This is a genomic window from bacterium (genome assembly GCA_031082185.1).
Taxonomy (GTDB): domain Bacteria; phylum Sysuimicrobiota; class Sysuimicrobiia; order Sysuimicrobiales; family Humicultoraceae; genus VGFA01.
This window is the reverse complement of the sequence record JAVHLI010000005.1, coordinates 203,634-223,323: the sequence shown is the minus strand read 5'-3', so window position 1 is coordinate 223,323 and position 19,690 is coordinate 203,634. Positions and strand designations below refer to the sequence as shown.

The following is a 19,690-nucleotide window of genomic DNA, read 5'->3' as shown; positions in this document are numbered from 1 at the left end:
CGCGAACCGCACCGGGCTCTCGATTACCGTCTGTCACTTCCCGCCGGGAACGAGCAAGTGGAACAAGATCGAACACCGCCTGTTCTCGCACATCGCGATGAACTGGCGAGGCAACCCCCTGGTGAGTCTGGTGGCCATCGTGAGCCTGATCGGATCCACGAGAACCGACGCCGGGCTCAGAGTGAGGTCAGAGATCGATCGCGGCAAGTATCCTATGGGCGTCGTGGTCACCGACCAGCAAATGGCACGCATCAAGCTGGTCCCACATTCCTTCCATGGCGACTGGAACTACACGGTTCGTCCGAACCGGCAGAAGCATACTTAGCTCACTTATTCAGTTACGGCTCCTTAGCAATGATCGGCGGAAGGTCGAAGCGGTTTCGGTACTGGTCTTGTCGGCGCACCCGGCATACGCTACGGTATGTGGGCCAACACTCAGCGGGATCATCCGATAGACACACCGGAGACCTTGGAGGATCGCATGTCACACGATGTACGTGATTTGACCCTGGCCACAGAGGGTCTGCGCCGCATCGCCTGGGCCGAACGAGAGATGCCGGTGCTGCGCCTCATCCGCGAGCGCTTCGTCTCCGAACAGCCACTGGCAGGACGGCGGATCACCGCCTGCCTGCATGTCACGACGGAAACCGCGGTCCTGATGCTGGCACTGCGGGCCGGGGGCGCTGTGGTCACGCTGTGCGCCAGCAACCCGCTGTCCACGCAGGACGACGTGGCCGCCGCCCTCGCCGCCGAGTACGGTATGGGCGTCTTTGCCGTCCGCGGGGAGGACCGCGATACTTATTACCGGCACATTCACCAGGCCCTTGAGATCCGCCCGCACATCACGATGGATGACGGTGCGGACCTTGTCTCGACGCTGCACGGTGAGCGGACCGACCTGCTTGAGGGAGTCCTCGGGGGCACGGAGGAGACGACAACCGGCGTGATCCGCCTGCGCGCCATGGCGCGGGCTGGGGCGCTGCGCTATCCCATCGTTGCGGTCAACGATGCTAAGACCAAGCACCTCTTCGATAACCGCTACGGTACCGGACAGTCCACGATTGACGGGTTGCTGCGGGCCACCAACGTGCTGCTGTCCGGCCGCACCGTTGTGGTCTGCGGTTACGGCTCCTGCGGCCGCGGGGTGGCGATGCGGGCGCGCGGTATGGGCGCGCGCGTAATCGTGACCGAGGTTTCGCCCCTGTGCGCTCTCGAGGCCCTGATGGACGGCTACCAGGTAGTGCCGGCCGCGCAGGCCGCGCCAACGGGCGACATATTCATTACCGTAACCGGCAACACCGGGGTGTTGCGCGCCGAGCACTTCGCGACCATGCACGACGGCGCGCTGCTGGCCAACAGCGGTCATTTCAACGTGGAGATAGACATCCCGGCGCTGGAGGCGATGGCGACGAGCCGGCGGCGGGTGCGCGAGCACGTCGAGGAGTTCGCCATGGCCGACGGCCGGCGGCTCTACCTGCTGGCCGAGGGCCGACTGCTCAATCTGGCCGCGGCCGAGGGCCACCCTGCCTCGGTCATGGACATGTCGTTCGCCAACCAGGCGCTGTCGGTCGCCCACCTGGTCGCCCATGCCGGTCGGCTTGAACCGATGGTGCACCCGGTGCCCGACGTCATTGATGAGGCCGTGGCCCGGCTCAAGCTGGAGGCCACCGGAGCGCGTATTGACACCCTGACCGAGGTCCAGCGCCTGTACTTGGAGTCCTGGCAGGAAGGCACCTAGAGCTTCACGCCTGCGGGACCTGTAACCCGCACCGGCGCCCGCCGATGTGATGGGTGTGGGCAGGTCTGCTAGAACTGCTGATCCCGCTCAAGTGCGAGGGCTGCGGCGCACTGGGGGCGGCCTTCTGCGCCGCGTGCTGCGATCGGATTGAGAGAATCCTGCCGCCCACCTGCGGGCAGTGCGGGGTTCCGCTGCCGGCGCCGGAGGGACACCCGCCGGCTCACATCCCCGTCGTCCCCGTGCCCGCCGTTCGGTGCTCCGCCTGCACCCTCTCACCGCCCCCGTTCGATGCCGCTCGTTCGATGGCCGTCTACGACGGCAGGCTTCGCCGGGCCATCTGCGGACTGAAGTTCCACGGCCGGAAGGCCGCGGCCGGCGTGCTGGGCGGGCTTCTGGCCGCCCTGGCTCCCCTTGAGATCACCCGCGGCGTTGAACTGGTCGTTCCTGTGCCCCTTCATCCGGCCAAGCTCAGGGCCCGCGGCTTCAACCAGTCAGACCTGCTGGCCCGGCCGGTTGCCTCCATGCTGGGTGTGCCCTGCGCCGCCCGGGCGCTGCGCCGTGTTCACCAGGATCATCTTCAAGTGGAGTTGCGCGCCTTCGCCAGGGCGGGCAACGTGCGGAACGCCTTTGCGCCGGGAGATGACACGGTGACCGGGACGGTGCTGCTCGTTGACGACGTCTTCTCAACCGGATCCACGGCCGCGGCGTGCGCCCTCGCCTTGAAGGACGCCGGGGCAGACAGGGTTGTTGTGCTGACGCTGGCCCGGGCCTTGAGGCGGACAGGGTCCGCAACGCCGACCGGTTCGCGCCGATAGAATGGGCGGACCACGGGCCGGGCGCACCGGGGTTGCTCCTGCGCGCATCCTGGCGCCTGAGGAGGTGACCCACAATGGAACTGCAGATGGAACTGCAGATTGTAGAGCTTGAGAGCGTCACCCTGTTCGATCGCGGGGGAGAGTTCTCCCCCGGCTGCTGCTGCTGCTGTTGCTGCAACGGCGGAGACATGTGCATGTGATGTAGGTCGGACGGCCCGTGGGGGCGGTGGCCGTTGCCCCCACGGGCTGTGATCGGGCGCGGCGTGTGAGAGCGGCGTGAGAGGCCCGCCCGGCATTATCGAGGAGGCGCGCGTGGACGCACCTGGACCCTATAGGCCGCTCCTGCCGGATTTCTGGTCGGTGTACGCTGTCGGGGAGAGCGACGTGGAGCTCAGGTCACCGGGAAGATCTGTTCGCCTCTCCGGCTCAGGGGTGGGGCCGCTCCTTCCCGACCTGCTCCCGGTTCTGGACGGCGAGCACACCGTAGACGAGATATGCGCTGAGCTTGCCGGGTGCTCCGCAGAGGTGGTTGAGCGTTTGGTTGCCCAGCTTGCCGCCGGTGGCTTGCTGGTTGCGGGCGGGCGGCTGGGGCAGCCTCAGTCGGCCGACTCAGACGTTATTGAGTTTCTTCGAGCATTGGCCTGCCCGGGCGATGTGGGCCATTTGACCGCCCGGCTGGAGGGCGCCGCGGTCTGCCTGTGGGGAGATGGTCGGATCTCCCGGTCTATCGAGAGGCTTCTGCTGGACTGCCGGGTCAGTACCCAGAGGCTTCCATACGATGGAGGGCAGCCCGCAACCGAAGCCGCGGCAGAGATGGTCGGTCGCGCATCGCTCCTTGTGGGCTGCGGGACGAGCCTGCGCGATACGTCGCTCCTGCAGCTGAACGCCCTCAGTCTTACCACCGGCACACCTTGGCTGCCGGTCATCAACGACGCGGCAGAGCTCACGCTGGGCCCGCTCATCGTGCCGGGTCGCTCCGCCTGCTTAGTGTGCCTGCGGGTCAGGGCCGAGGCCCTGGCGCCGGGCCCTGTTCGGCTGATTCGGGTGGGCAGCCGGCCCATGCTTCCCGCTGCAGTCCAGGTCGCGGCAGGCGCCGCGGTGGTGGAGGTGCTCAAGGCCCTGCTCGGCGCCGACAGGCCCACACTCGAAGACAGGCTGATCAGGATTCACCTGCGCACCCTGGCCTGGACCCGGGCCGACGTGCTCCGGCTCCCTCGCTGCCCGGCCTGCGCATCGGTCCGGCCTGGCCGCCGGCAGGTGTCGGTTACATGCTCAGTGCAGTTGTAGCCGAACTCGACCAAGCGGACGCCGCCGACACTCTGGACAGTGCCGGTCGCCTGACGACCCCGTTGGCAGGCGTCCTCGGAGCGCTGGGTGCGATTCCCATGCCGCCTGACGAGCCGAACGTGGTCTGCGTGGCCGCGGCCGGTACCGATTCCGCCCGCACCGCGCTGCCCGACGGTCGCCGCTCGTTCGTCATCTCCGCCAGCGGCGTGGGACTCGGACATGACCTCGCCGCGGCCAGGGCCGTTGGCGAGGTGCTCGAGAGGTACTCCGCATCGTTTGCAGATCGGGCTGATATCGTGGAGGCCACCTGGCACGAGGTGGGTGGTCCTCACCCTGATGCCTACGCGCTGTTCTCGGCCGAGCAGTGGCAGGACGGGCTGCCCTATGCCAGGTTCGAGGAGGACACCGTCCTTGAGTGGGTGGCCGCGCAGAACCTAACTAAGGGCGGGACGGCATGGGTGCCGGCAAAGAGGGTGTTCCTTGTGGAGCGGGCGGAGCCGTGGCTTGCCAACATCGGCCCCGCGATCTCAACCGGACTGGCGTGCGCCCGCACCCGGAGCGCGGCCCTGCTGGCGGCACTTCTCGAGGTCGTGGAACGGGACGCCTTCGCCCTCACCTGGTGGCGGCGCCTGCCGACGGCCCCGATTCTCCTGCCGCGTTCTGGTCCCCTGGCTTCCATCGTACGCGATCGGTTTGAGCGCAGCGGGCTCACGTTCCTCGCCAGATTGCTGCCGACCGACCTCGGGATCAGCGTTGCTCTGGTCGTCGTGCTCGATCCCAAGGCCAATTCCAGCGTCGCGGCCGTCGGTGCGGCCGCGCGTCTCGACCCGGCGGCTGCGCTGCTAAAGGCGCTTCTGGAGGCGGTCCAAACCCGTACCTGGCTTCGACAGATGGGCGGAGGCACGGGCTTCGATCCCGGAGTGGACTTCGCGAACGTCAGGCGGTTCTCCGATCACGTACGCCTGTACGGTCAGCCGCAATCGCTGGCCTACCTGGACTTCCTGGAGGACTCTGCCGCGACTCCTGTCAGCCTGGAGGATCTCCATGACGAGAGCCGCTCTCCCGACGTGGATCTGGGGTACTGCCTTGAGCGCCTCGAACGGCGAGGCCTGCAGGCGCTCGCAGTTGACCTGACCACGCCGGACCTGGCGGAGTGCGGGTTCGTGACAGCCAGGGTGCTCGTGCCCGGTCTGCTGGACATCGCACCCTCGCATGCCCACCGTTTCCTGGGATACTCGCGCCTCTGGGAGGTGCCGGAGCGCCTGGGCTTGGTGGGAAGGGGTGCGCTCAACCCGTACCCACATCCGTTTCCTTGAGGCGCGCAGATGGCGCTTGAACCTTGCATGATACCCGAACATCCCCTGTGGGAGGTCTTTCATGAGAGCAGCAAATGGAAGCCGTCGGACTGGGCCGAGGTCTCACGGCGTGCCGCGGCCCACGCCAGGGCAGGAGGACCTGCTCCTGCGCGGCCGCGCCGCGGTCCGCTGCTGACTCTGCCGGTGCCGGCGTCCGGAGCCGGCATGGGCGTCGGGCTGGATGCCGCCCTGCGCCGCCGCAGGTCCGCTCGCGAGTTTGCCGGACTCCCACTCGATCTGGAGGAGGCCGGGACACTGCTCTGGGCGGCGGCCGGCATGATCGCTGCCGGTGGGAGCGGCCTCCACGCGCGGCGGACTGTTCCCTCGGCCGGCGCCTGCTATCCAATTGACGCGTACTTCTGGTTCCCCATTCCCCCAGGAGGGGTCCATCCTGGTCCCTACTACTACGACGCCAACGCTCACAGCGCGGCGCTGGTGACCCTTGACCCCCCGGAGTCGAGTCTGAGCGATCTCCTGACTGCCTCTGCCTTTCCTGCGCTCATCGAGCACGCCGGTCTACTGATCGTTCTGGCAGGCGTCTTCGCGCGGACCACGGACAAGTACGGGGCCAGGGGCTACCGGTTTGTGCTCCTCGAGGCCGGGCACGCCGCCCAGAACATTTACCTGGCGGCTGCGGCGCTGGGCCTCGGCGCGGTCGCTTTGGGCGGGCTTGACGACGCCATGCTGGATGCGCTGCTGGGGCTCGACGGGGCGCGTACCAGCGTCCTCTACGCGGTTGCCGTGGGACGGATCCCCGGAGACTGCCCGGGGAAGCAGGGAGACGGGGAAGGTGGCTAACGGGCTGGTGATCCAGGTTAAAGGCCTGTGCAGACGGTACGGCCGTGTCGTGGCTCTGGACGGGCTCGACCTGGAGGTCGGAGCAGGTGAGGTATTCGGACTCCTCGGACGCAACGGCGCGGGCAAGACCACCACCATCGAGACCCTGGTTGGGTTGCAGCGACCCGATGCCGGATGGACCCGCGTGCTGGGGCTCGATCCCCTGAAGGAGGGGTTGCGCCTGAAGCAACGCATCGGGGTGCAGTTGCAGGAGGCGGTCTTCCACCCCTATTTGAAGCTGGGCGAGGCGCTGGAGTTCCTCGGTGCCTTCTACCCGCGGCGGGTTGAGACACGGCGGTTGCTGGCCAGAACCGGGCTGACTGGCCAGGCCGGGATGATGTATGGGCATCTCTCCGGTGGCCAGAGGCGGCGGTTTCTGCTGGCGCTCGCCCTGGTCGGCGAGCCCGAGCTACTGGTTCTGGACGAACCCACGGCAGGACTCGATGCCCACGCGCGCCAGGATCTGTGGGCGCTCATTCGGGAGGCCCGGGCCGAAGGCCGTACGGTGCTCCTGGCCACACACCACCTGGACGAGGCCGAGAGCCTGTGCGGTCGGGTGGCCATCCTCCACCACGGCAGGCTGTTGGCGCAGGGCACTCCGTCGGAGTTGGTAGGGGGGGGCCACGCCTGCCTCGAAGCGGCTTTCCTGGCGCTGACCTGCGATACGCCAACGCCAGAGGACCTCCGGTGATGGGCCTGTGGTGACGGGCCTGTGGCGCCTCACCTTGATGGAAGCCAGACTGTTCTGGCGTACGCCGCAGGCGGTGTTCTGGACGTTCTTCTTCCCAGCCTTCCTGCTGGTGCTGCTGGGCAGCGTGTTCGCGCGGCAACCCGGTCAGATGGCCTTTCTCATCCCCGGAATCCTCGGAATGGTGCTGGCCTCCACCGCATACTACAGCATCGGTGTGGTTGTGACCTACTACCGCAGCACCGGTTTCCTGAAGCGGCTGGCCTTGATTCCCGTCCCAGTGTGGCAGTTCGTCCTGGCACAGATGGTCGTGCGCGGCGCGGTCGTGATCGTGGTGGGCGCCGAACTGCTGGTGATTGGTGCCGTGCTCTTTCACCTCCGCCCGTCCGCGCAGCCGCTCACACTTGCGGTGGTCATGGGGGTGGGTACGGCCGCCTTCCTGGCCACCGGATTCGCGGTAGGAGTGCTGGCCCGCTCCGTCGAGAGCGCCAACTCCATCGCCGCCTTCCTGTTCTTCCCCATGACGTTCCTGAGCGGGGCCTATTTCCCGGTGGAGATGCTGCCGGACGCGCTGCAACCCATCTCCGGCGCGCTTCCACTGACGTACTTCCTGCGTGGACTCAGAACGGCCGCTGGGGGAGGGGGTCCCGCGTCGGTGGCCACGGAGCTGGTCGTGCTCGCACTCTGGGGAGCGGTTGGGGCGGTTGTGTCCGTGCGGCGGTTCAGGTGGACGATCTGATCCAAGCACGGCCCCGCCTGCGCCCAGGGGTCATTCTACGGAGGGAGGATGCGGCGCACGGCATCGGCCGCCGGATCATCCATGCGCCCGGGGGCCGCTGTTTCCTAATCGGTGAACCCGAGGCAGCGGTTCTGGTCCTGATGGACGGTACTCGAACGGTGGAGGAGCTGTCGAGGGCCGCGGCGCCGGATGTGCCTGGCCTGAACGCCGCCGTTGCCGCTCTGTTCGTACGTCGTCTCGCCGGCGCAGGCCTGCTGGCAGACGACGGGGAACTGCCAAGGCCGCATCTGTCCTTCTCGGCGCGTCTGGTGATCGCCGACACCAGCCCACTGCTGTTGCCTCTCTGCCGGCTTCTGCGCCGGGTGCCGGCGCGGGCAGGTACCATAGGGCTCGCGGCGCTGCTCATAGCCGGGGCGGCCGGGATCGCCGTGCGCGGCGATCGCCTTGTCGCCGCGTACGCCGTACTGCCGCTCGCCGCCCTGTTGGGCCCGGAGCACCTCGTCACGATGGCGATACTGGTCTGGCTCCTTGGATTGGGGCACGAGGCGGCTCACGCGGTGACTGCGCTGATGGCGGGCTGCCGGGCGGCCGCGCTGGGCATGGCTGTTTCCCCGTGGCGCGGCGTGACCTTCTTCGCAGAACTCCCTGGTCTGGCTCTTCTCCCGAGGAGTGCGCGGGTCTGGGTCGCTGCCTCCGGGCCGCTCTGGGATGCCGCCGCGGGCATGGGAGCCCTGCTGTTGGGGTGGATATGGCCGGCAAGCAGGGAGGCTGCGGCATTGATTGCAGCCGCAGCGCTCCTCCGCGCCGTCTGGAACCTTCTACCGATGCCCCGGACCGATGGGGCCTACCTGCTCACCCAGCTCGTCCGCGTCCGCGCGTTCCGGCGCGCGGGGGTATCAGCGGTGCAGCGCCGGTAGCCGGTGGACCGCGGTCAGGCCTGGGGGCGCCGCCAGCACGATTGGGATCGCGTTCACCGCCACCGCGCATGTTGCGATGTCGCCGTGGATGCCGCCTGCCACCGTCATGGCAATTGGGGGCTCACCCTCGATCGTCACGGCATCCCGCGGGTTCTGGGCGCCCACGGCCATCGTCAGGTCGAGCGATATGACCGTCTCCTGGCCGCGCTGCCCGTTCGCCACCTGGTGCAGGCCGCGCACCGTGGTCCCCTCCATGACCGGCTCTATCGTCTCGGTGATTGAGTCGAGCGGCCATGCCAGGGCCTCGGCGATCATGGCCACGGACTCGGCCAGGCCCACGTGCCCGATCCGACCTTCTGCGACGCCCTGCTCGAAGGTGGCACGGTCGAGGCCGTCACCCACCTTGCGCTGTAAGGGCTTGCGGCGGAGCCCGGCATCCACCACCCGAGTAATGCGGATGGCGCGAACAGTCCGGCAGGGTGCGGTCAGCACGATGGGCAGCAGGTCCATTACGAATCCAGGGTTGACGCCTACGCCCACCAAGGTGGCGCCGTGGGCCTTAGCAGCCTCGTCGAGCTTCTTGGCTTCGGCGGGATACCGATACCAGGGAAACGCCAGCTCCTCACAGGTGGAAACCACGCAGGCGCCTGCCTCGATGCACGCCAGCAATTGGGGCATGACCTGGGGCATGTGCGACTGGGTTGAGTGCAGGACCACCTGGGGCCTGCGCTCAAGGGCCGCGGTGATGTCCGCCGTGACCGTAACTCCAAGTTCCGCTCGACCCAGCAGGGTGCCCAGGTCGCTTCCTGCCTTGTCCGGGGAGATGTCACACGCCGATACCATCCGATACCCGCGGTCCAACGCCAGGCCCGCGATGCCGGCTCCTATGGGTCCGAGCCCGTACGAGACAACCGTGGCTTGCGTCGCTGCTGTGGGTGTCACCTTCGAGAACCACCTTTCGTGGAATGTGTGGTGCACGCGCGGCCCCAATTGTAGCAGAGGCACCGCTACCGGCCAATCAGGGCAGGAGTGCATTCCCTTTCGCAGAATGGACTCACGTAGGCACTTTTCCACGCATTTTGAAGGAGGTAGCCCGTGAACCTGGACCTGGCATCCCGTATGAGCACGCTGGGAACCGAGACGGCGTTTGAAATGCTGGCCAGGGCCCGGAAGCTCGAGGCCCAGGGTCGCCACATCATCCACCTGGAGATAGGCGAGCCCGACTTCGACACCCCGGCCCACATCACCGAGGCAGCCGTCCGGGCTATCCACGACGGATACACGCATTACACGCCGGCCGCCGGCATATGGGAAGCCCGGCAGGCGGTGGCCGACCACGTGGCCCGCGGGCGCGGTATCGCCGTGGACGCCTCCCAGGTCGTCATCGTGCCGGGTTCCAAGAACGTGCTGCTCTTCGCCATGCTCGCCCTGGTGAACCCGGGCGACGAGGTGATCTACCCGGATCCCGGGTATCCTATCTACCAGTCCGCCGCCCAGTTCGTAGGTGCGACGCTCCGGCCCATTCGCCTTCGAGAGGAGTCCGACTTTCGGTTCGACCTCGACGAGTTCCGCGCGCTGCTCTCTCCCCGCACCCGTTTGGTGGTGCTCAATTCTCCCCACAATCCGTGCGGCTCGCTGCTGACGCGCGCCGACCTGGAGGCCGTGGCCGAGGCCGTTCTTCCGACGCGCGCCTTCGTACTGACCGACGAGATCTACGGCCGAATAGTGTACGAGGGGCAGCACGCGAGCATCGCGAGTCTTCCGGGCATGCAGGACCGGACGATAATCATGGACGGGCTCTCCAAGGCGTATGCCATGACCGGGTGGCGGATCGGCTACGGTGTAATGCGGGCAGACCTGATCGAGCGGATGGCGCAGTTGATGATCAACTCCAGCTCGTGCGCGGCCGCCTTTGCGCAGATGGCGACCATCGCCGCGCTGAGCGGCCCGCAGGACTCGGTGGAAAACATGGTTGCCGAGTTCCGCCGCCGCCGTGACATCATCGTAGGTGAATTGAACGGCATGGATGGCGTAGGGTGCCGGGTTCCCGGTGGCGCTTTCTATGCCTTTCCCAACGTGTCCGCGATTGACACCGACGTCAAGCGCCTGGCCACATTTCTGCTGGAGGAGGGCGGCGTCGCCTGCCTGGCAGGGACGTCGTTTGGCGGGTGGGGCAAGGGGTACCTGCGCTTCTCCTATGCCAACAGCCAGGAGAAGATCCGCGAGGGGATGCGGAGGATGCGCGAGGCGCTGCCGCGATACAGGCCTGCTGCGCAAGCCTGATTCAGCTCGGGCTTGATTCAGCGGCGGTGCGGTGCGGGGCTCGCGGGCTTAGCTGACCGGCGCGCGGTCCAGCCACGCTGCCATGACCCGGTGGTTCTCGGCCAGTACCTCCCGGGCCCTGCCGCGCACGAAGCTCTCGATCGCGACGGTCCCGTCGTAGAAACGCCGCAAGGCTTCCAGCGCCGCCCGTGCATCGAAGATGCCCACAGCCAGGGGAACGTGGGCCTTCTCGTGCGTGGATCCGGAGATGTGGACGTGATAGATGTACTGCTCCAATCCGTCGAACGCGACCAAGTCACCGTTGTAGAGAAGGTGTGCGACGTCCAGCGTCAGCCCGAGTGAAGCCGCGCCGACTCGGCGCACGAGCCCCGCGGCCAGATGGAGGTCTGTTACGATCTCCAGGCGTTTGCGCTCCATGTTTTCAATCCCCACCCGCAGCCCGAGCAGCGCGGCCCTCTCGGCCACCCGACCGAGGAATGCTTCCATTGGGGGCCAGAACGCGTCCGGGTCATCGCCGTTGGAGGAAAGCGCGCCTGGATGCAGGACCACCACCTCGGCTCCCATCTCGGCGGCCTCCTCCAGGGCGGCCAGGTACTGTCGCTGGGACTCGGAGCGGATCCCGGAATTGGTCGAGGTCACGTTGAGGTCGCGTGTGGGGCCGTGTAGCGTCAGGGCAAGGCCTCGGGCGGCCGCCTCGCTCTTCAGACGCAACGGGGCGAAACCTTGGTCCCAGAGGTGCTCGGTCCAGACCTCCAACGCCGCGTATCCCAAGTCGCGCACGAGGTCCATGACCTCAAGCAGGGGAAGCTCGCGCGTGGTCGTCGTGGACGCCGCGATCCTCATCGTTCGAAGAGCATCGCGCGGCGGATACCGACCACAACCTCCGCGCCTTCCTCGTAGTACTGCCCGGGCGGGGCCTGCACGCGGACCGTCAGACCCCCATCCAGCCGGACCTTGTACTCCACCAGGTTACCTAGGAAGTTCCGGACCTCCACGCGGCCGGGCAGTCCCTCATCGGCGGCGAGGGTCAGGTCTTCCGGCCGCACCGCTATTGCGGCCGAGCCCGAGATGCCGGAGGGGTTCTCGGCGCGGCACTCGTAGCCGTCCACCTTTACGTTGGCGATGCCGGGCCCGCCGGCTGTGACCTGCGCCGGGAGGAAGTTCATCTGTCCTATGAAGTCGGCGACAAACCGCGTGGCCGGGTGGTTGTAGATCTCGGCCGGCCGGCCGACCTGGACAATCTGTCCGTCCGCCATGACCGCCAGGCGGTCCGACAGCGCCATGGCCTCGGCCTGGTCGTGTGTGACGTAGAGCACTGGGATGCGCATCCGGCGCTGAAGCTCCTTGAGTTCAAAGCGCATCTGCTCACGCAACTTGGCATCCAGGTTCGACAGCGGCTCATCGAGCAGCAGGATCTCCGGGCGCCCGGCCAGCGCGCGTCCCAGTGCTACACGCTGCTGCTGACCTCCTGAGAGCTGGTGGGGGTAGCGTCCGCCCAGACCCCGCAGCTCCACCAGGTCGAGCACCTCTGCCGCCCGCGACGCGATCGCCTGCCGCCCCTCGCCCGCCACGCGCAGCGGGTACGCCACGTTGTCGAACACGGTCATGTGCGGCCAGACCGCGTAGTTCTGGAAGACCATGCCCAGGCGGCGGCCCTCCGGTGGGACGAACTGGCCCGCGGCCAGGTCGTTGACGACGCGTCCTCCTATCGTGATCCGCCCGCGCGTGGGGAGTTCAAGGCCGGCCACGCAGCGCAGCGTCGTGGTCTTGCCGCACCCGCTCGGGCCCAGCAGCGTGAAGAACTCCTCCGGCCCGATGGAGAACGAGACCGCCCGTGCCGCCACCACGCCGTCGAACGTCTTCCAGAGATCCGAAACCAGCACAGCGTCCATGGCAACCCCCGAGGACCCCATCTGCTAGAATCCTACCTGGCCCCGCGTGGCCTTGCGCACGATCAGGTTGCTTCCCAGGATCAGCACACACACGAGCACCGAGAGTGCCGCGGCGATCTGCGTGTAGCCCGACGACTGCATGTTGAAGATGATCACGCCTATCGTTTCGGTCCGAAGCCCGAACAGCAGGATTGACATGGTCAGCTCGCGGAACGCGGGCATGAAAACCAGGATCCAGCCCGCCACCATGCCGGGCCGCACCAGCGGGATTATGATGTCGCGCATGGCCCGAAGAGGCCCTGCGCCTGAGACGCGGGCCGCTTCCTCCAGCGACTCGTGTACCTGCTGCAGCGTAGCCGAGGTCGTGCGCAGCGAGAGCGGCATGTATGCCACGATGTACGCCAGCAAGATTATCCAGATGGTGCCGTAGAGCGCCACAGGCGGCCGGGCCCACGCCAGGATCATCGCTATGGCGATGACGGTGTGGGGGACGGCGTAGGGAAGCATGCCGAGCGTGTCGAGCGCGGCGGCCCCACGCAGTTTGGCGCGTATGCGGGCGTAGGCCACGAACGTCCCCAGCACCATGGTGATGGTGGCCGCGGACACGCCCAGCAACGCGCTGTTTGCGAGCGCACGGCGGATGACTCCCTGGTTCGCAACGTACGCGTAGTGCTTCAGCGTGAGACTCGCCACTGCCAGGGGCGCGCCGTAGTACTTCAACAGAGAGGTCAGCAGCAAGGAGAAGAGAGGGAGGACCGCGATCACCGCGGCAAACAGGACCGCCAGGGCGAACGCCACGCGGCGCAGCGGTCCGAGACGGATGACCTGCGGATGGATGGACTTACCCGCGATGACCGTGTAGCGCTGCTGACCGCGCTGAAGCCGCCACTGGACTGCCAGCGCGGCGGCGCCGACCGCCACGAGCAGCATTGACTTGGCCGTGGCCAGCGGGAAGTCCGGGATGTTCAGCGAGGCGTATATGCTGGTCGTGAGGACGTAGAACCGCACGCGGATTCCCAGCAGCGCAGGGATGCCGAAGTTGGCGATCGAGTGGATGAAGGCCAGGAGACCCCCGGCCAACAGCGCCGGAAGCACCAGCGGCATGGTAACGTCGCGCATCACGCGCAGGCTGCCTGCACCGCTGGTGCGGGCGGCCTCCTCCAGGCTGGCGTCCATACGCTCAAGCGCGCCGGATACGGTGAGGAAGACCAGCGGGAAGGCATGGATTGCCATCACGAAGACGATCCCCCAGGCGCTGTAGATTGAGAAGGGAGCCTGTTCCAGACCCAGCAGGGCAATGAGAGGGCGCATGAGGTAGCCCTGCGGCCCCAGCAGTTGGGCCCAGGCGATGGCGCCAAAGAACGGCGGGACCGCGTAGGGCATGATCAGCAATGTGCGCAGCCAGCCCTTGCCGGGTATGTCGGTGCGCATGACCAGGAATGCCAGCACCGCGCCTGCGATCATGGCTCCGGCCGCGGAGGCAACCCCCACCCACACCGTGTTGGTCAGGGCCCGGAGATTGCCCGGGTGCACGATGGCCCGCCGGTAGTGGTCCAATCCCAACCCGCCGTCCACGAGCAGGCTGCGGTAGACCACCTGTGCCACGGGCCAGACAACGAGCAACACCATCGCCGCCGCAACCAGGACCAGCAGGGGCACGCGCGGGTCCAGCGCGCGGCTGGGCGCTCGGGCCTGCGCCGGTGGGGGGTGGGGAGCGTCTGATGGCACCCGCGGCACCTGAGGTTAGCGCATCATGATCTGTTCGAACCGCGTCCGGATGTCGGCCGCGTTCTTCGCCGCCCACTCGAACGGGATCGGCAGCGTCTTGATCTCCGAGGCCCGGGGTTGGCCCTTGGGGGGATCCACGTCCTCGCGCACCGGCACCACTCCCTTGGAGGCCAGGAACTTCTGGCCTTCCACGCTGATCGCGTAGTCCACGAAGCGCCTCGCGGCCTCGGGGTTCTTGCTCGACTTGATGATGGCAACCGGGCTCGGAACCGAGACCGCGCCCTCCTCGGGCCAGATGATCGCCAGCGGCGCGCCGTCCTGGATCATGCCGTATACCATGAAGTCCAGCGTCATGCCCACGCCGAACTCGCGCGCGGCCAGCGCGCGCGCCACCTCGGTGTTCCCCCGCAGCACCTGGATGTTCTCTTTGCGCGCGCGCTCAAACCACGCCCAGCCGTACTTCTGCACGAAGGTCGCCACGGTCACGAAGACCGATCCGGAGTAGAGGGGATTGGGCATGGCCGCAGTCTTGCCGAACTTGGGGAAGTCGCTCCAGGATTTCGGCGCCGCGCGCACCGGGATCAGAGTGGTGTTCACCGCGATTATCATGTTTATCAGCCGTCCGGCGATGAAGTGATTGCCGGGATCGCGGAACGGCGCGGGCACATGCCGCGCCTCGGGGGAGCGGTAGGCCAGCAGCAGCCCCTTGTCGCGCAGGGTGATGAAGATCGGCGCGTCCGCGAGCCACAGGAGGTCGGCCCGGATGCCGCCGGTCTCAATCTCGGCAAAGATCCGCATCTCGATCTCGGTGCTGCCCGACCGTAGAACCTCCAGCTTAATCTGCGGGTGCTTCCGCATGAACGCCCCGGCGAACTCGGTTGCCATCTCCTGCGGAACCGATGTGTAGAGCACGACGGTTCCCGAGGCCGGCTGAGCACCGGCGGGCGGGACCATCGTCGTGCCCAGGCAGACGACAAGCAGGGCTACTGCTATCACGGCAAACCTGCGCATCTGACTCACCTCCGACGATGTAGTACGCCTTTCACTCGTTTCCGTGACTTCCCTCGTGAACCTGCGGCGGGGAGTCCTCAAAAACCGCCCGCAAGCGATCCCAGGCCTGGAGCTTGCCCACGGCGTCGTCGGGCATCTGGAGGGCCACCGCCACGGTCAATAGGTTCAGCATGGCCATGGGCACGACCAGCGAATTGACGACGGCCAGATCCCCGCGACGGGCCACGACGAGGCGCGTCGCATGGGCAGCCAGCGGCGAATCGGGCGTATCGGTGAAGACGATGGTGTGCACTCCCCTGCCCCGCGCGTAGCGCAGGGCGCGTACGATGTCCTGGTAGCCCCGGAAGAAACCCACTGCCAGCATCACATCCCTGCGTGAGATGCGGAACAGCACCTCCCAGGCCTCGGTCCCGCCGTGTGTGATCGTCTCGACGTGCATTCCCGTGCGGCGCAGTCTGAAGGCGACGAAGTGCGCCAGCGATCGCGATATCCCCAGGCCGAGTACGTACACTGTGCGGGCAGCGCGCAGGCGGCGGGCGATCTCGGTGATGAGGTTGGGCGACAGCGTGCGGCGCAACTCGCCCAGCGCGGCCAAGTCCTGATCCAACAGCCGGGCCAGAGGGGACGCTTCCGTACGCAGGCGCTGCAGAGCTGAAGCCATGCGGCCGCTGTGGGTGGTTCTGCCCGCACGGATCAGGTCGGCCAGCGCCGCGCGCAGGGCCGGATAGCCCCGATAGCCCAGGGCCCGGGCGAAACGCACGACCGTGGAGTCGCTGGTCTTGAGGCGCCGCGCCAGTTCGGTGGAGGTCAGGAAGGCCGCGTCATCGTAGCTGGCGAGCAGGTACTCGGCCAGCTTTCGCTGGGAGGGCGAGAGGCGCGCGTACGCCGCGTCAATCGCCTCGGGTAGAGAGCGTGTATGCAGCGCCTTCTGCACAATGCCTGTATACGACGAAGGATGCAGAATTCCCTTCATGGCGCAGATCTGGGTGCCTGGGGTGCCTGAAGGATGGCCGGTCGCCGTGCAGAAGAGAGCGCCGGTGTATCCGACACCCTGGGAGAGAGAGCGATGACCAGCCCGAACCACCGTGACCCGGAGTCGCAGCTCGCCCGGATGCACCGTCTGGTGCGCGGGATGTGTCTGGCCGCATTCGGGATGGTGATCGCCATCTGGGTTGCGGTGCCGGTCCTGTTGCCCGGGCCGCGTGAGTCCGACATGGACGGGAGGATTCTCGCGCTCATCTTCTACGCCGTGGGGCTGGCCGACGTCGCCCTGGGCTGGTGGATGAAGAATCTCGCGCTGTCGCCGGGCAGGCATGTCCGTGCCGGTTCACGCGAGGAGGTAGTGGGTGGAGTGGCGGGGCTGTCCATGGTGGCAGTTGCGATGGCCGCTACGCCGGCGGTTCTCGGTGTGGCTCACTTTGCCATCTTTGGCGATCGTGGTGCCTTGAATGTACTGTGCGTGCTGAGCCTGGCTGCCCTGGCGCTTTCTTGGCCGAGTCTTGACCGATGGCAGGAGGTCCTCAGGGTGACGCGTATTGATGAGGATCATCCTGGATAGGGCAGGTGGTCGCAGCGATCCGTCAAGTGAGGTAGTCCAAACACGGGGAATGCCGCCGCCGGTACTCCTCGGCGATCCCAGAGGCCACCTCTGACGATGGGACCAGCGGGTGCATGGCAAGGGCCTCAACCGCGGCGCACCACGACCGCTGCGCCGCTGCTTCCACCGTGGCACGCTCGTAGGCCTTGACGCGGAGGACGAGTTCGCGCACGGCTGCCGGCAGCGGGCCCATCGGCCGGGGCGTGGGACCGGAGGCGCCGATGCGGCAGGGAACCTCGACCACGTCCTCCGGCCCCAGGTCCTCGATGGCTCCCCGGTTCGTTGTGTTGACGATCACCTCGCGGGCCTCTGGATCGAGCATCGCCGCGATGACGCCCAGCGCAGCACGGGCATAGCCGCCCTCCACGTGCCCTCCCATCATGGCCAGATCGCGGTGCACTCCAGTCTCGGCGGCCATGTACGATGAGCGTCGCGCCATGATGGCGGCTTGGTAGTGAGGGAGGGGGTCCTGCCCGGTCTCGACGGCTACCGCAAGCGACCTGCGCAGTTCCGCCGCAACTCTCCCGATCGCCTCTCCGCGCGTCTGCGGAGAGGCGCGCAGGCGTCCGACCAGCGCATCGTGGTGGTAGTAGTAGTGTAGGTACTCGTTTGGCAGCAGCCCCAGGCGTCTGATCTCATCGGGCTCGAACAAGGGCCTCCCATAGATCGCCCGGATCATCTCGTCGCTGGCAAGTATCTCGGGCAGGCGCTCGGCGCCGCCGATCTGGACGCCACGCACCCATCCCAGGTGGTTGAGGCCCAGGTAGTCCAGCCGCAGGTCGGCCTCCTGCGCGCCCAGCGCAGCGGCTATCCGGTCTCCCAGGGCAGGCGGGCCGTCGCAGATGCCGATGACGCGGTGTCCTTCGGCGGCCAGGGCCTGCGTGATCAGACCTGCCGGGTTAGTGAAGTTGATGATCCACGCGGACGGCCGGCGGCTCCTGATTCGCCCGGCCAGGTCCGCCAGCACAGGGATCGTGCGCAGCGCCATCGCCCATCCGCCTGGGCCTGTTGTCTCCTGGCCCACGACGCCCCACGCCAGCGGCACCTGCTCATCAACCACGCGGCCAGCCAGGCCGCCCACCCGAATGCTGGTGATGACCCATGAGGGTGCTTCCAGCGCCTCCTCCAATGACGTGGTTGTTCGGACCTCGAATGGGTGCCCGGCCGTGCTCAGCATCGCGCCTGAGACGGCCGCCACGAGCTCCAGGGCCTCAGGATCCAAGTCGTGGAGAACCACACGCTCAACCGGGAGCCGCGGGCGGCGGGCGATCAGCCCGCCGATCAGGAGCGGTGTGCGCATGCCCCCGCCGCCGATCACGGTGAGGGTCATAGAGTCCCTTCCGTCACCGCGCTCCTCCTAGCATCGCGTCGCCATCGCGGCGCGCAGTTCCCGGAGGGTCGGAAAGGCCGCGGTTCCACCCGGCGCCCGGGTCGAGAGCGCGCCGCAGGTGTTCCCGGCCAGCAGGCAGCGATCCACTGCCTCGCCGCGCAGGTACGCCCAGAGGAAGCCGGCATCGAAGGCATCGCCCGCCCCGGTGGTTTCCACTGCGGCGACGGCGGGCGGGCTGACCCGCAGTAGGCGCCCCTCGTGCATCCCGATGGCGCCTTCGGGTCCCAGCTTGATCACGGGTACGTCCACGAAGCCGGCCAGCACCTCCAGCGCGATCTCCGGTTCCTCGCGCCCTGTAAACCACCGGGCATCGCGCCAGGAGGGCATGAAGATCGTCACGCGCCGCACTACCTCACGGAACTCCACCGAGTCGTACTGCGCCGGGTTCCAGCCGATGTCCAGCGATGTGGTGATCCCCTCGGATCGCAGCCGTTCGAGCAACGGCAGCCGGGCCGCGAACGGCTCTGGCATGCCGGCGAAGTGCACGTGCCTGATCCGCGCACTGCAGTCCCACGGCCAGGCGTCCAGCAACTCTCCGGTTCTGGCCGCGCATCCGGGGTATGTCAGGAACCCGCGGTCGGCCGTGGTGGAGAAGGCCACGGACAGGCCGGCACCCAACTCCGGATGCCGCTTGACCCGCGAGGTGTCCACGCCGGAGCGGCGTAGGTGCTGCAACTGAAAGCGGCCCAGCGGATCTGCCCCGACGTAGGCGACCAGGCCCGTACGCACGCGCAGGCGCGCCAGTCCTGCCGCAGTGATGAAGGCGCCGCCGCCGGCGGTCATGGTGAACTGCTGCGTGCGCACCTCCTCACCCAGACTCGGCGCCGCGTCCAGCCCCGAGAAGATGAGGTCGCAGTAGATGCCGCCCGCGGCGAGGACCTCGGGCGGCACGGCCTTGATTGATGGTCTCATGCTTTGCGGCGCAGCAGGTGCCTGGCCATTTGCAGCAGCGCCGCGCGGTCACCTTCGGTAAGGTGCCGGGCTATGACCAGCAGCTCGTTGAGCGAGAGGTCTCCCTGGTCCTCGGCGACCGACGGGCTGCGGCGCCGGCGCCCAGTCCTGGCCGCTCCCGCCTGGTCGTTGGAGAAGAGCGCCAGGGGCCGTCCGCGCTTCAGGGGGAGCTGCACTGCCCGGGCCTGTGGTTCCTCCTCCGGCAGCGGGGCGGAGAGCTCCTCCACATACTGGAGAAATGCGCTTCCCTTCATACCGAACGCCCGCGCGATCTTGGTGACTATGTCGGTGGACGGGCGCTTGAGCCCCCGCTCGATCTGAGAAAGATACGAGTGTGAGATCCGGGCCAGCGTGGCGACCTCCCGATGAGAGAGGTTCTTGGATGCCCGCAGGGTTTCGATGGCCCGACCGAACTCCAGCCGTGCCCGCATGGCGTGCCTCCTTATCGCTGCCCGTCGGCGC

At 67.5% G+C, this 19,690-nt stretch carries 21 protein-coding genes; 12 read left to right on the top strand and 9 right to left on the bottom strand.

Features of this window, described 5'->3' with window-relative positions; genetic code table 11:
• The 10 genes from RDU83_07215 to RDU83_07170 all read left to right on the top strand — a co-directional run.
• Positions 1–325, top strand: a 325-nt coding sequence (locus RDU83_07215) for an ISAzo13 family transposase (GenBank protein ID MDQ7840803.1), incomplete at its 5' end; no start/stop codon positions are given.
• A gap of 156 nt (positions 326–481) precedes the next feature.
• Positions 482–1,738, top strand: a complete 1,257-nt coding sequence (gene ahcY, locus RDU83_07210; GenBank protein MDQ7840802.1) for an adenosylhomocysteinase — start codon at positions 482–484, stop codon at positions 1,736–1,738.
• A gap of 53 nt (positions 1,739–1,791) precedes the next feature.
• A complete protein-coding gene (locus RDU83_07205; protein MDQ7840801.1) occupies positions 1,792–2,553 on the top strand; it encodes a ComF family protein in 762 nt (253 codons plus the stop codon).
• A 74-nt stretch (positions 2,554–2,627) separates the two neighbouring features.
• On the top strand, positions 2,628–2,753 hold the full coding sequence (locus tag RDU83_07200) for a hypothetical protein (protein ID MDQ7840800.1): 126 nt from the start codon (positions 2,628–2,630) through the stop codon (positions 2,751–2,753).
• Positions 2,754–2,829: 76 nt separating this feature from the next.
• Positions 2,830–3,840, top strand: coding sequence for a TOMM precursor leader peptide-binding protein (locus tag RDU83_07195; GenBank protein MDQ7840799.1), 1,011 nt, complete (start codon positions 2,830–2,832; stop codon positions 3,838–3,840).
• Positions 3,822–5,156 carry a YcaO-like family protein gene (locus RDU83_07190; protein ID MDQ7840798.1) on the top strand — a complete coding sequence of 445 codons (1,335 nt, stop codon included), beginning with the start codon at positions 3,822–3,824 and terminating at the stop codon, positions 5,154–5,156. The genes RDU83_07195 and RDU83_07190 overlap by 19 nt, the downstream gene beginning before the upstream one ends.
• Before the next feature lie 9 nt (positions 5,157–5,165).
• Positions 5,166–5,993 carry a SagB/ThcOx family dehydrogenase gene (locus RDU83_07185; GenBank protein ID MDQ7840797.1) on the top strand — a complete coding sequence of 276 codons (828 nt, stop codon included), beginning with the start codon at positions 5,166–5,168 and terminating at the stop codon, positions 5,991–5,993.
• The gene (locus RDU83_07180; GenBank protein MDQ7840796.1) at positions 5,986–6,723 is read left to right on the top strand and encodes an ABC transporter ATP-binding protein; all 738 of its coding nucleotides are present in this window, start codon (positions 5,986–5,988) and stop codon (positions 6,721–6,723) included. Before RDU83_07185 ends, RDU83_07180 begins: the two co-directional genes overlap by 8 nt.
• Before the next feature lie 7 nt (positions 6,724–6,730).
• Positions 6,731–7,459 carry an ABC transporter permease gene (locus RDU83_07175; protein MDQ7840795.1) on the top strand — a complete coding sequence of 243 codons (729 nt, stop codon included), beginning with the start codon at positions 6,731–6,733 and terminating at the stop codon, positions 7,457–7,459.
• Entirely contained in the window at positions 7,447–8,376 is a 930-nt protein-coding gene (locus RDU83_07170; protein MDQ7840794.1) for a hypothetical protein, read from the top strand. The genes RDU83_07175 and RDU83_07170 overlap by 13 nt, the downstream gene beginning before the upstream one ends.
• Here RDU83_07170 and RDU83_07165 read toward each other — a convergent pair.
• Entirely contained in the window at positions 8,356–9,318 is a 963-nt protein-coding gene (locus RDU83_07165; protein ID MDQ7840793.1) for a dihydrodipicolinate reductase, read from the bottom strand. The two genes, RDU83_07170 and RDU83_07165, sit on opposite strands and share 21 nt — an antisense overlap.
• A gap of 153 nt (positions 9,319–9,471) precedes the next feature.
• On the opposite strand from RDU83_07165, the gene RDU83_07160 reads away from it, so the two are divergent.
• Positions 9,472–10,659, top strand: coding sequence for a pyridoxal phosphate-dependent aminotransferase (locus RDU83_07160; protein MDQ7840792.1), 1,188 nt, complete (start codon positions 9,472–9,474; stop codon positions 10,657–10,659).
• Positions 10,660–10,707: 48 nt separating this feature from the next.
• Here RDU83_07160 and RDU83_07155 read toward each other — a convergent pair whose 3' ends face one another.
• The 5 genes from RDU83_07155 to RDU83_07135 are packed head-to-tail and all read right to left on the bottom strand — an operon-like array spanning position 10,708 to position 16,263.
• On the bottom strand, positions 10,708–11,502 hold the full coding sequence (locus RDU83_07155) for a sugar phosphate isomerase/epimerase family protein (protein ID MDQ7840791.1): 795 nt from the start codon (positions 11,500–11,502) through the stop codon (positions 10,708–10,710).
• Entirely contained in the window at positions 11,499–12,551 is a 1,053-nt protein-coding gene (locus RDU83_07150) for an ABC transporter ATP-binding protein (GenBank protein ID MDQ7840790.1), read from the bottom strand. Before RDU83_07150 ends, RDU83_07155 begins: the two co-directional genes overlap by 4 nt.
• A gap of 24 nt (positions 12,552–12,575) precedes the next feature.
• Positions 12,576–14,279 (bottom strand): iron ABC transporter permease, encoded by a 1,704-nt coding sequence (locus tag RDU83_07145; protein MDQ7840789.1) that lies wholly within the window; start codon positions 14,277–14,279, stop codon positions 12,576–12,578.
• Between the two features lie 15 nt (positions 14,280–14,294).
• The gene (locus tag RDU83_07140) at positions 14,295–15,290 is read right to left on the bottom strand and encodes an ABC transporter substrate-binding protein (protein ID MDQ7840788.1); all 996 of its coding nucleotides are present in this window, start codon (positions 15,288–15,290) and stop codon (positions 14,295–14,297) included.
• Between the two features lie 31 nt (positions 15,291–15,321).
• Positions 15,322–16,263, bottom strand: a complete 942-nt coding sequence (locus RDU83_07135; GenBank protein MDQ7840787.1) for a MurR/RpiR family transcriptional regulator — start codon at positions 16,261–16,263, stop codon at positions 15,322–15,324.
• A 93-nt stretch (positions 16,264–16,356) separates the two neighbouring features.
• Here RDU83_07135 and RDU83_07130 point away from each other — a divergent pair, with 93 nt between their 5' ends.
• The gene (locus RDU83_07130; protein MDQ7840786.1) at positions 16,357–16,848 is read left to right on the top strand and encodes a hypothetical protein; all 492 of its coding nucleotides are present in this window, start codon (positions 16,357–16,359) and stop codon (positions 16,846–16,848) included.
• Between the two features lie 22 nt (positions 16,849–16,870).
• Here RDU83_07130 and RDU83_07125 read toward each other — a convergent pair whose 3' ends face one another.
• The 3 genes from RDU83_07125 to RDU83_07115 are packed head-to-tail and all read right to left on the bottom strand — an operon-like array spanning position 16,871 to position 19,659.
• Positions 16,871–18,217 carry a 6-phospho-beta-glucosidase gene (locus RDU83_07125; GenBank protein ID MDQ7840785.1) on the bottom strand — a complete coding sequence of 449 codons (1,347 nt, stop codon included), beginning with the start codon at positions 18,215–18,217 and terminating at the stop codon, positions 16,871–16,873.
• Positions 18,218–18,244: 27 nt separating this feature from the next.
• On the bottom strand, positions 18,245–19,189 hold the full coding sequence (locus RDU83_07120) for a carbohydrate kinase family protein (protein MDQ7840784.1): 945 nt from the start codon (positions 19,187–19,189) through the stop codon (positions 18,245–18,247).
• Entirely contained in the window at positions 19,186–19,659 is a 474-nt protein-coding gene (locus RDU83_07115) for a helix-turn-helix transcriptional regulator (protein ID MDQ7840783.1), read from the bottom strand. The genes RDU83_07120 and RDU83_07115 overlap by 4 nt, the downstream gene beginning before the upstream one ends.
• Between the last annotated feature and the right edge of the window lie 31 nt (positions 19,660–19,690).

Coding starts and splice junctions, on each gene's coding strand:
- ahcY (MDQ7840802.1), top strand. CDS start 482: ATGTCACACGATGTACGTGATTTGACCCTGGCCACAGAGGGTCTGCGC.
- RDU83_07200 (MDQ7840800.1), top strand. CDS start 2,628: ATGGAACTGCAGATGGAACTGCAGATTGTAGAGCTTGAGAGCGTCACC.
- RDU83_07190 (MDQ7840798.1), top strand. CDS start 3,822: ATGCTCAGTGCAGTTGTAGCCGAACTCGACCAAGCGGACGCCGCCGAC.
- RDU83_07185 (MDQ7840797.1), top strand. CDS start 5,166: ATGGCGCTTGAACCTTGCATGATACCCGAACATCCCCTGTGGGAGGTC.
- RDU83_07155 (MDQ7840791.1), bottom strand. CDS start 11,502: ATGAGGATCGCGGCGTCCACGACGACCACGCGCGAGCTTCCCCTGCTT.
- RDU83_07150 (MDQ7840790.1), bottom strand. CDS start 12,551: ATGGACGCTGTGCTGGTTTCGGATCTCTGGAAGACGTTCGACGGCGTG.
- RDU83_07140 (MDQ7840788.1), bottom strand. CDS start 15,290: ATGCGCAGGTTTGCCGTGATAGCAGTAGCCCTGCTTGTCGTCTGCCTG.
- RDU83_07135 (MDQ7840787.1), bottom strand. CDS start 16,263: ATGAAGGGAATTCTGCATCCTTCGTCGTATACAGGCATTGTGCAGAAG.
- RDU83_07130 (MDQ7840786.1), top strand. CDS start 16,357: ATGACCAGCCCGAACCACCGTGACCCGGAGTCGCAGCTCGCCCGGATG.
- RDU83_07125 (MDQ7840785.1), bottom strand. CDS start 18,217: ATGACCCTCACCGTGATCGGCGGCGGGGGCATGCGCACACCGCTCCTG.
- RDU83_07120 (MDQ7840784.1), bottom strand. CDS start 19,189: ATGAGACCATCAATCAAGGCCGTGCCGCCCGAGGTCCTCGCCGCGGGC.
- RDU83_07115 (MDQ7840783.1), bottom strand. CDS start 19,659: ATGCGGGCACGGCTGGAGTTCGGTCGGGCCATCGAAACCCTGCGGGCA.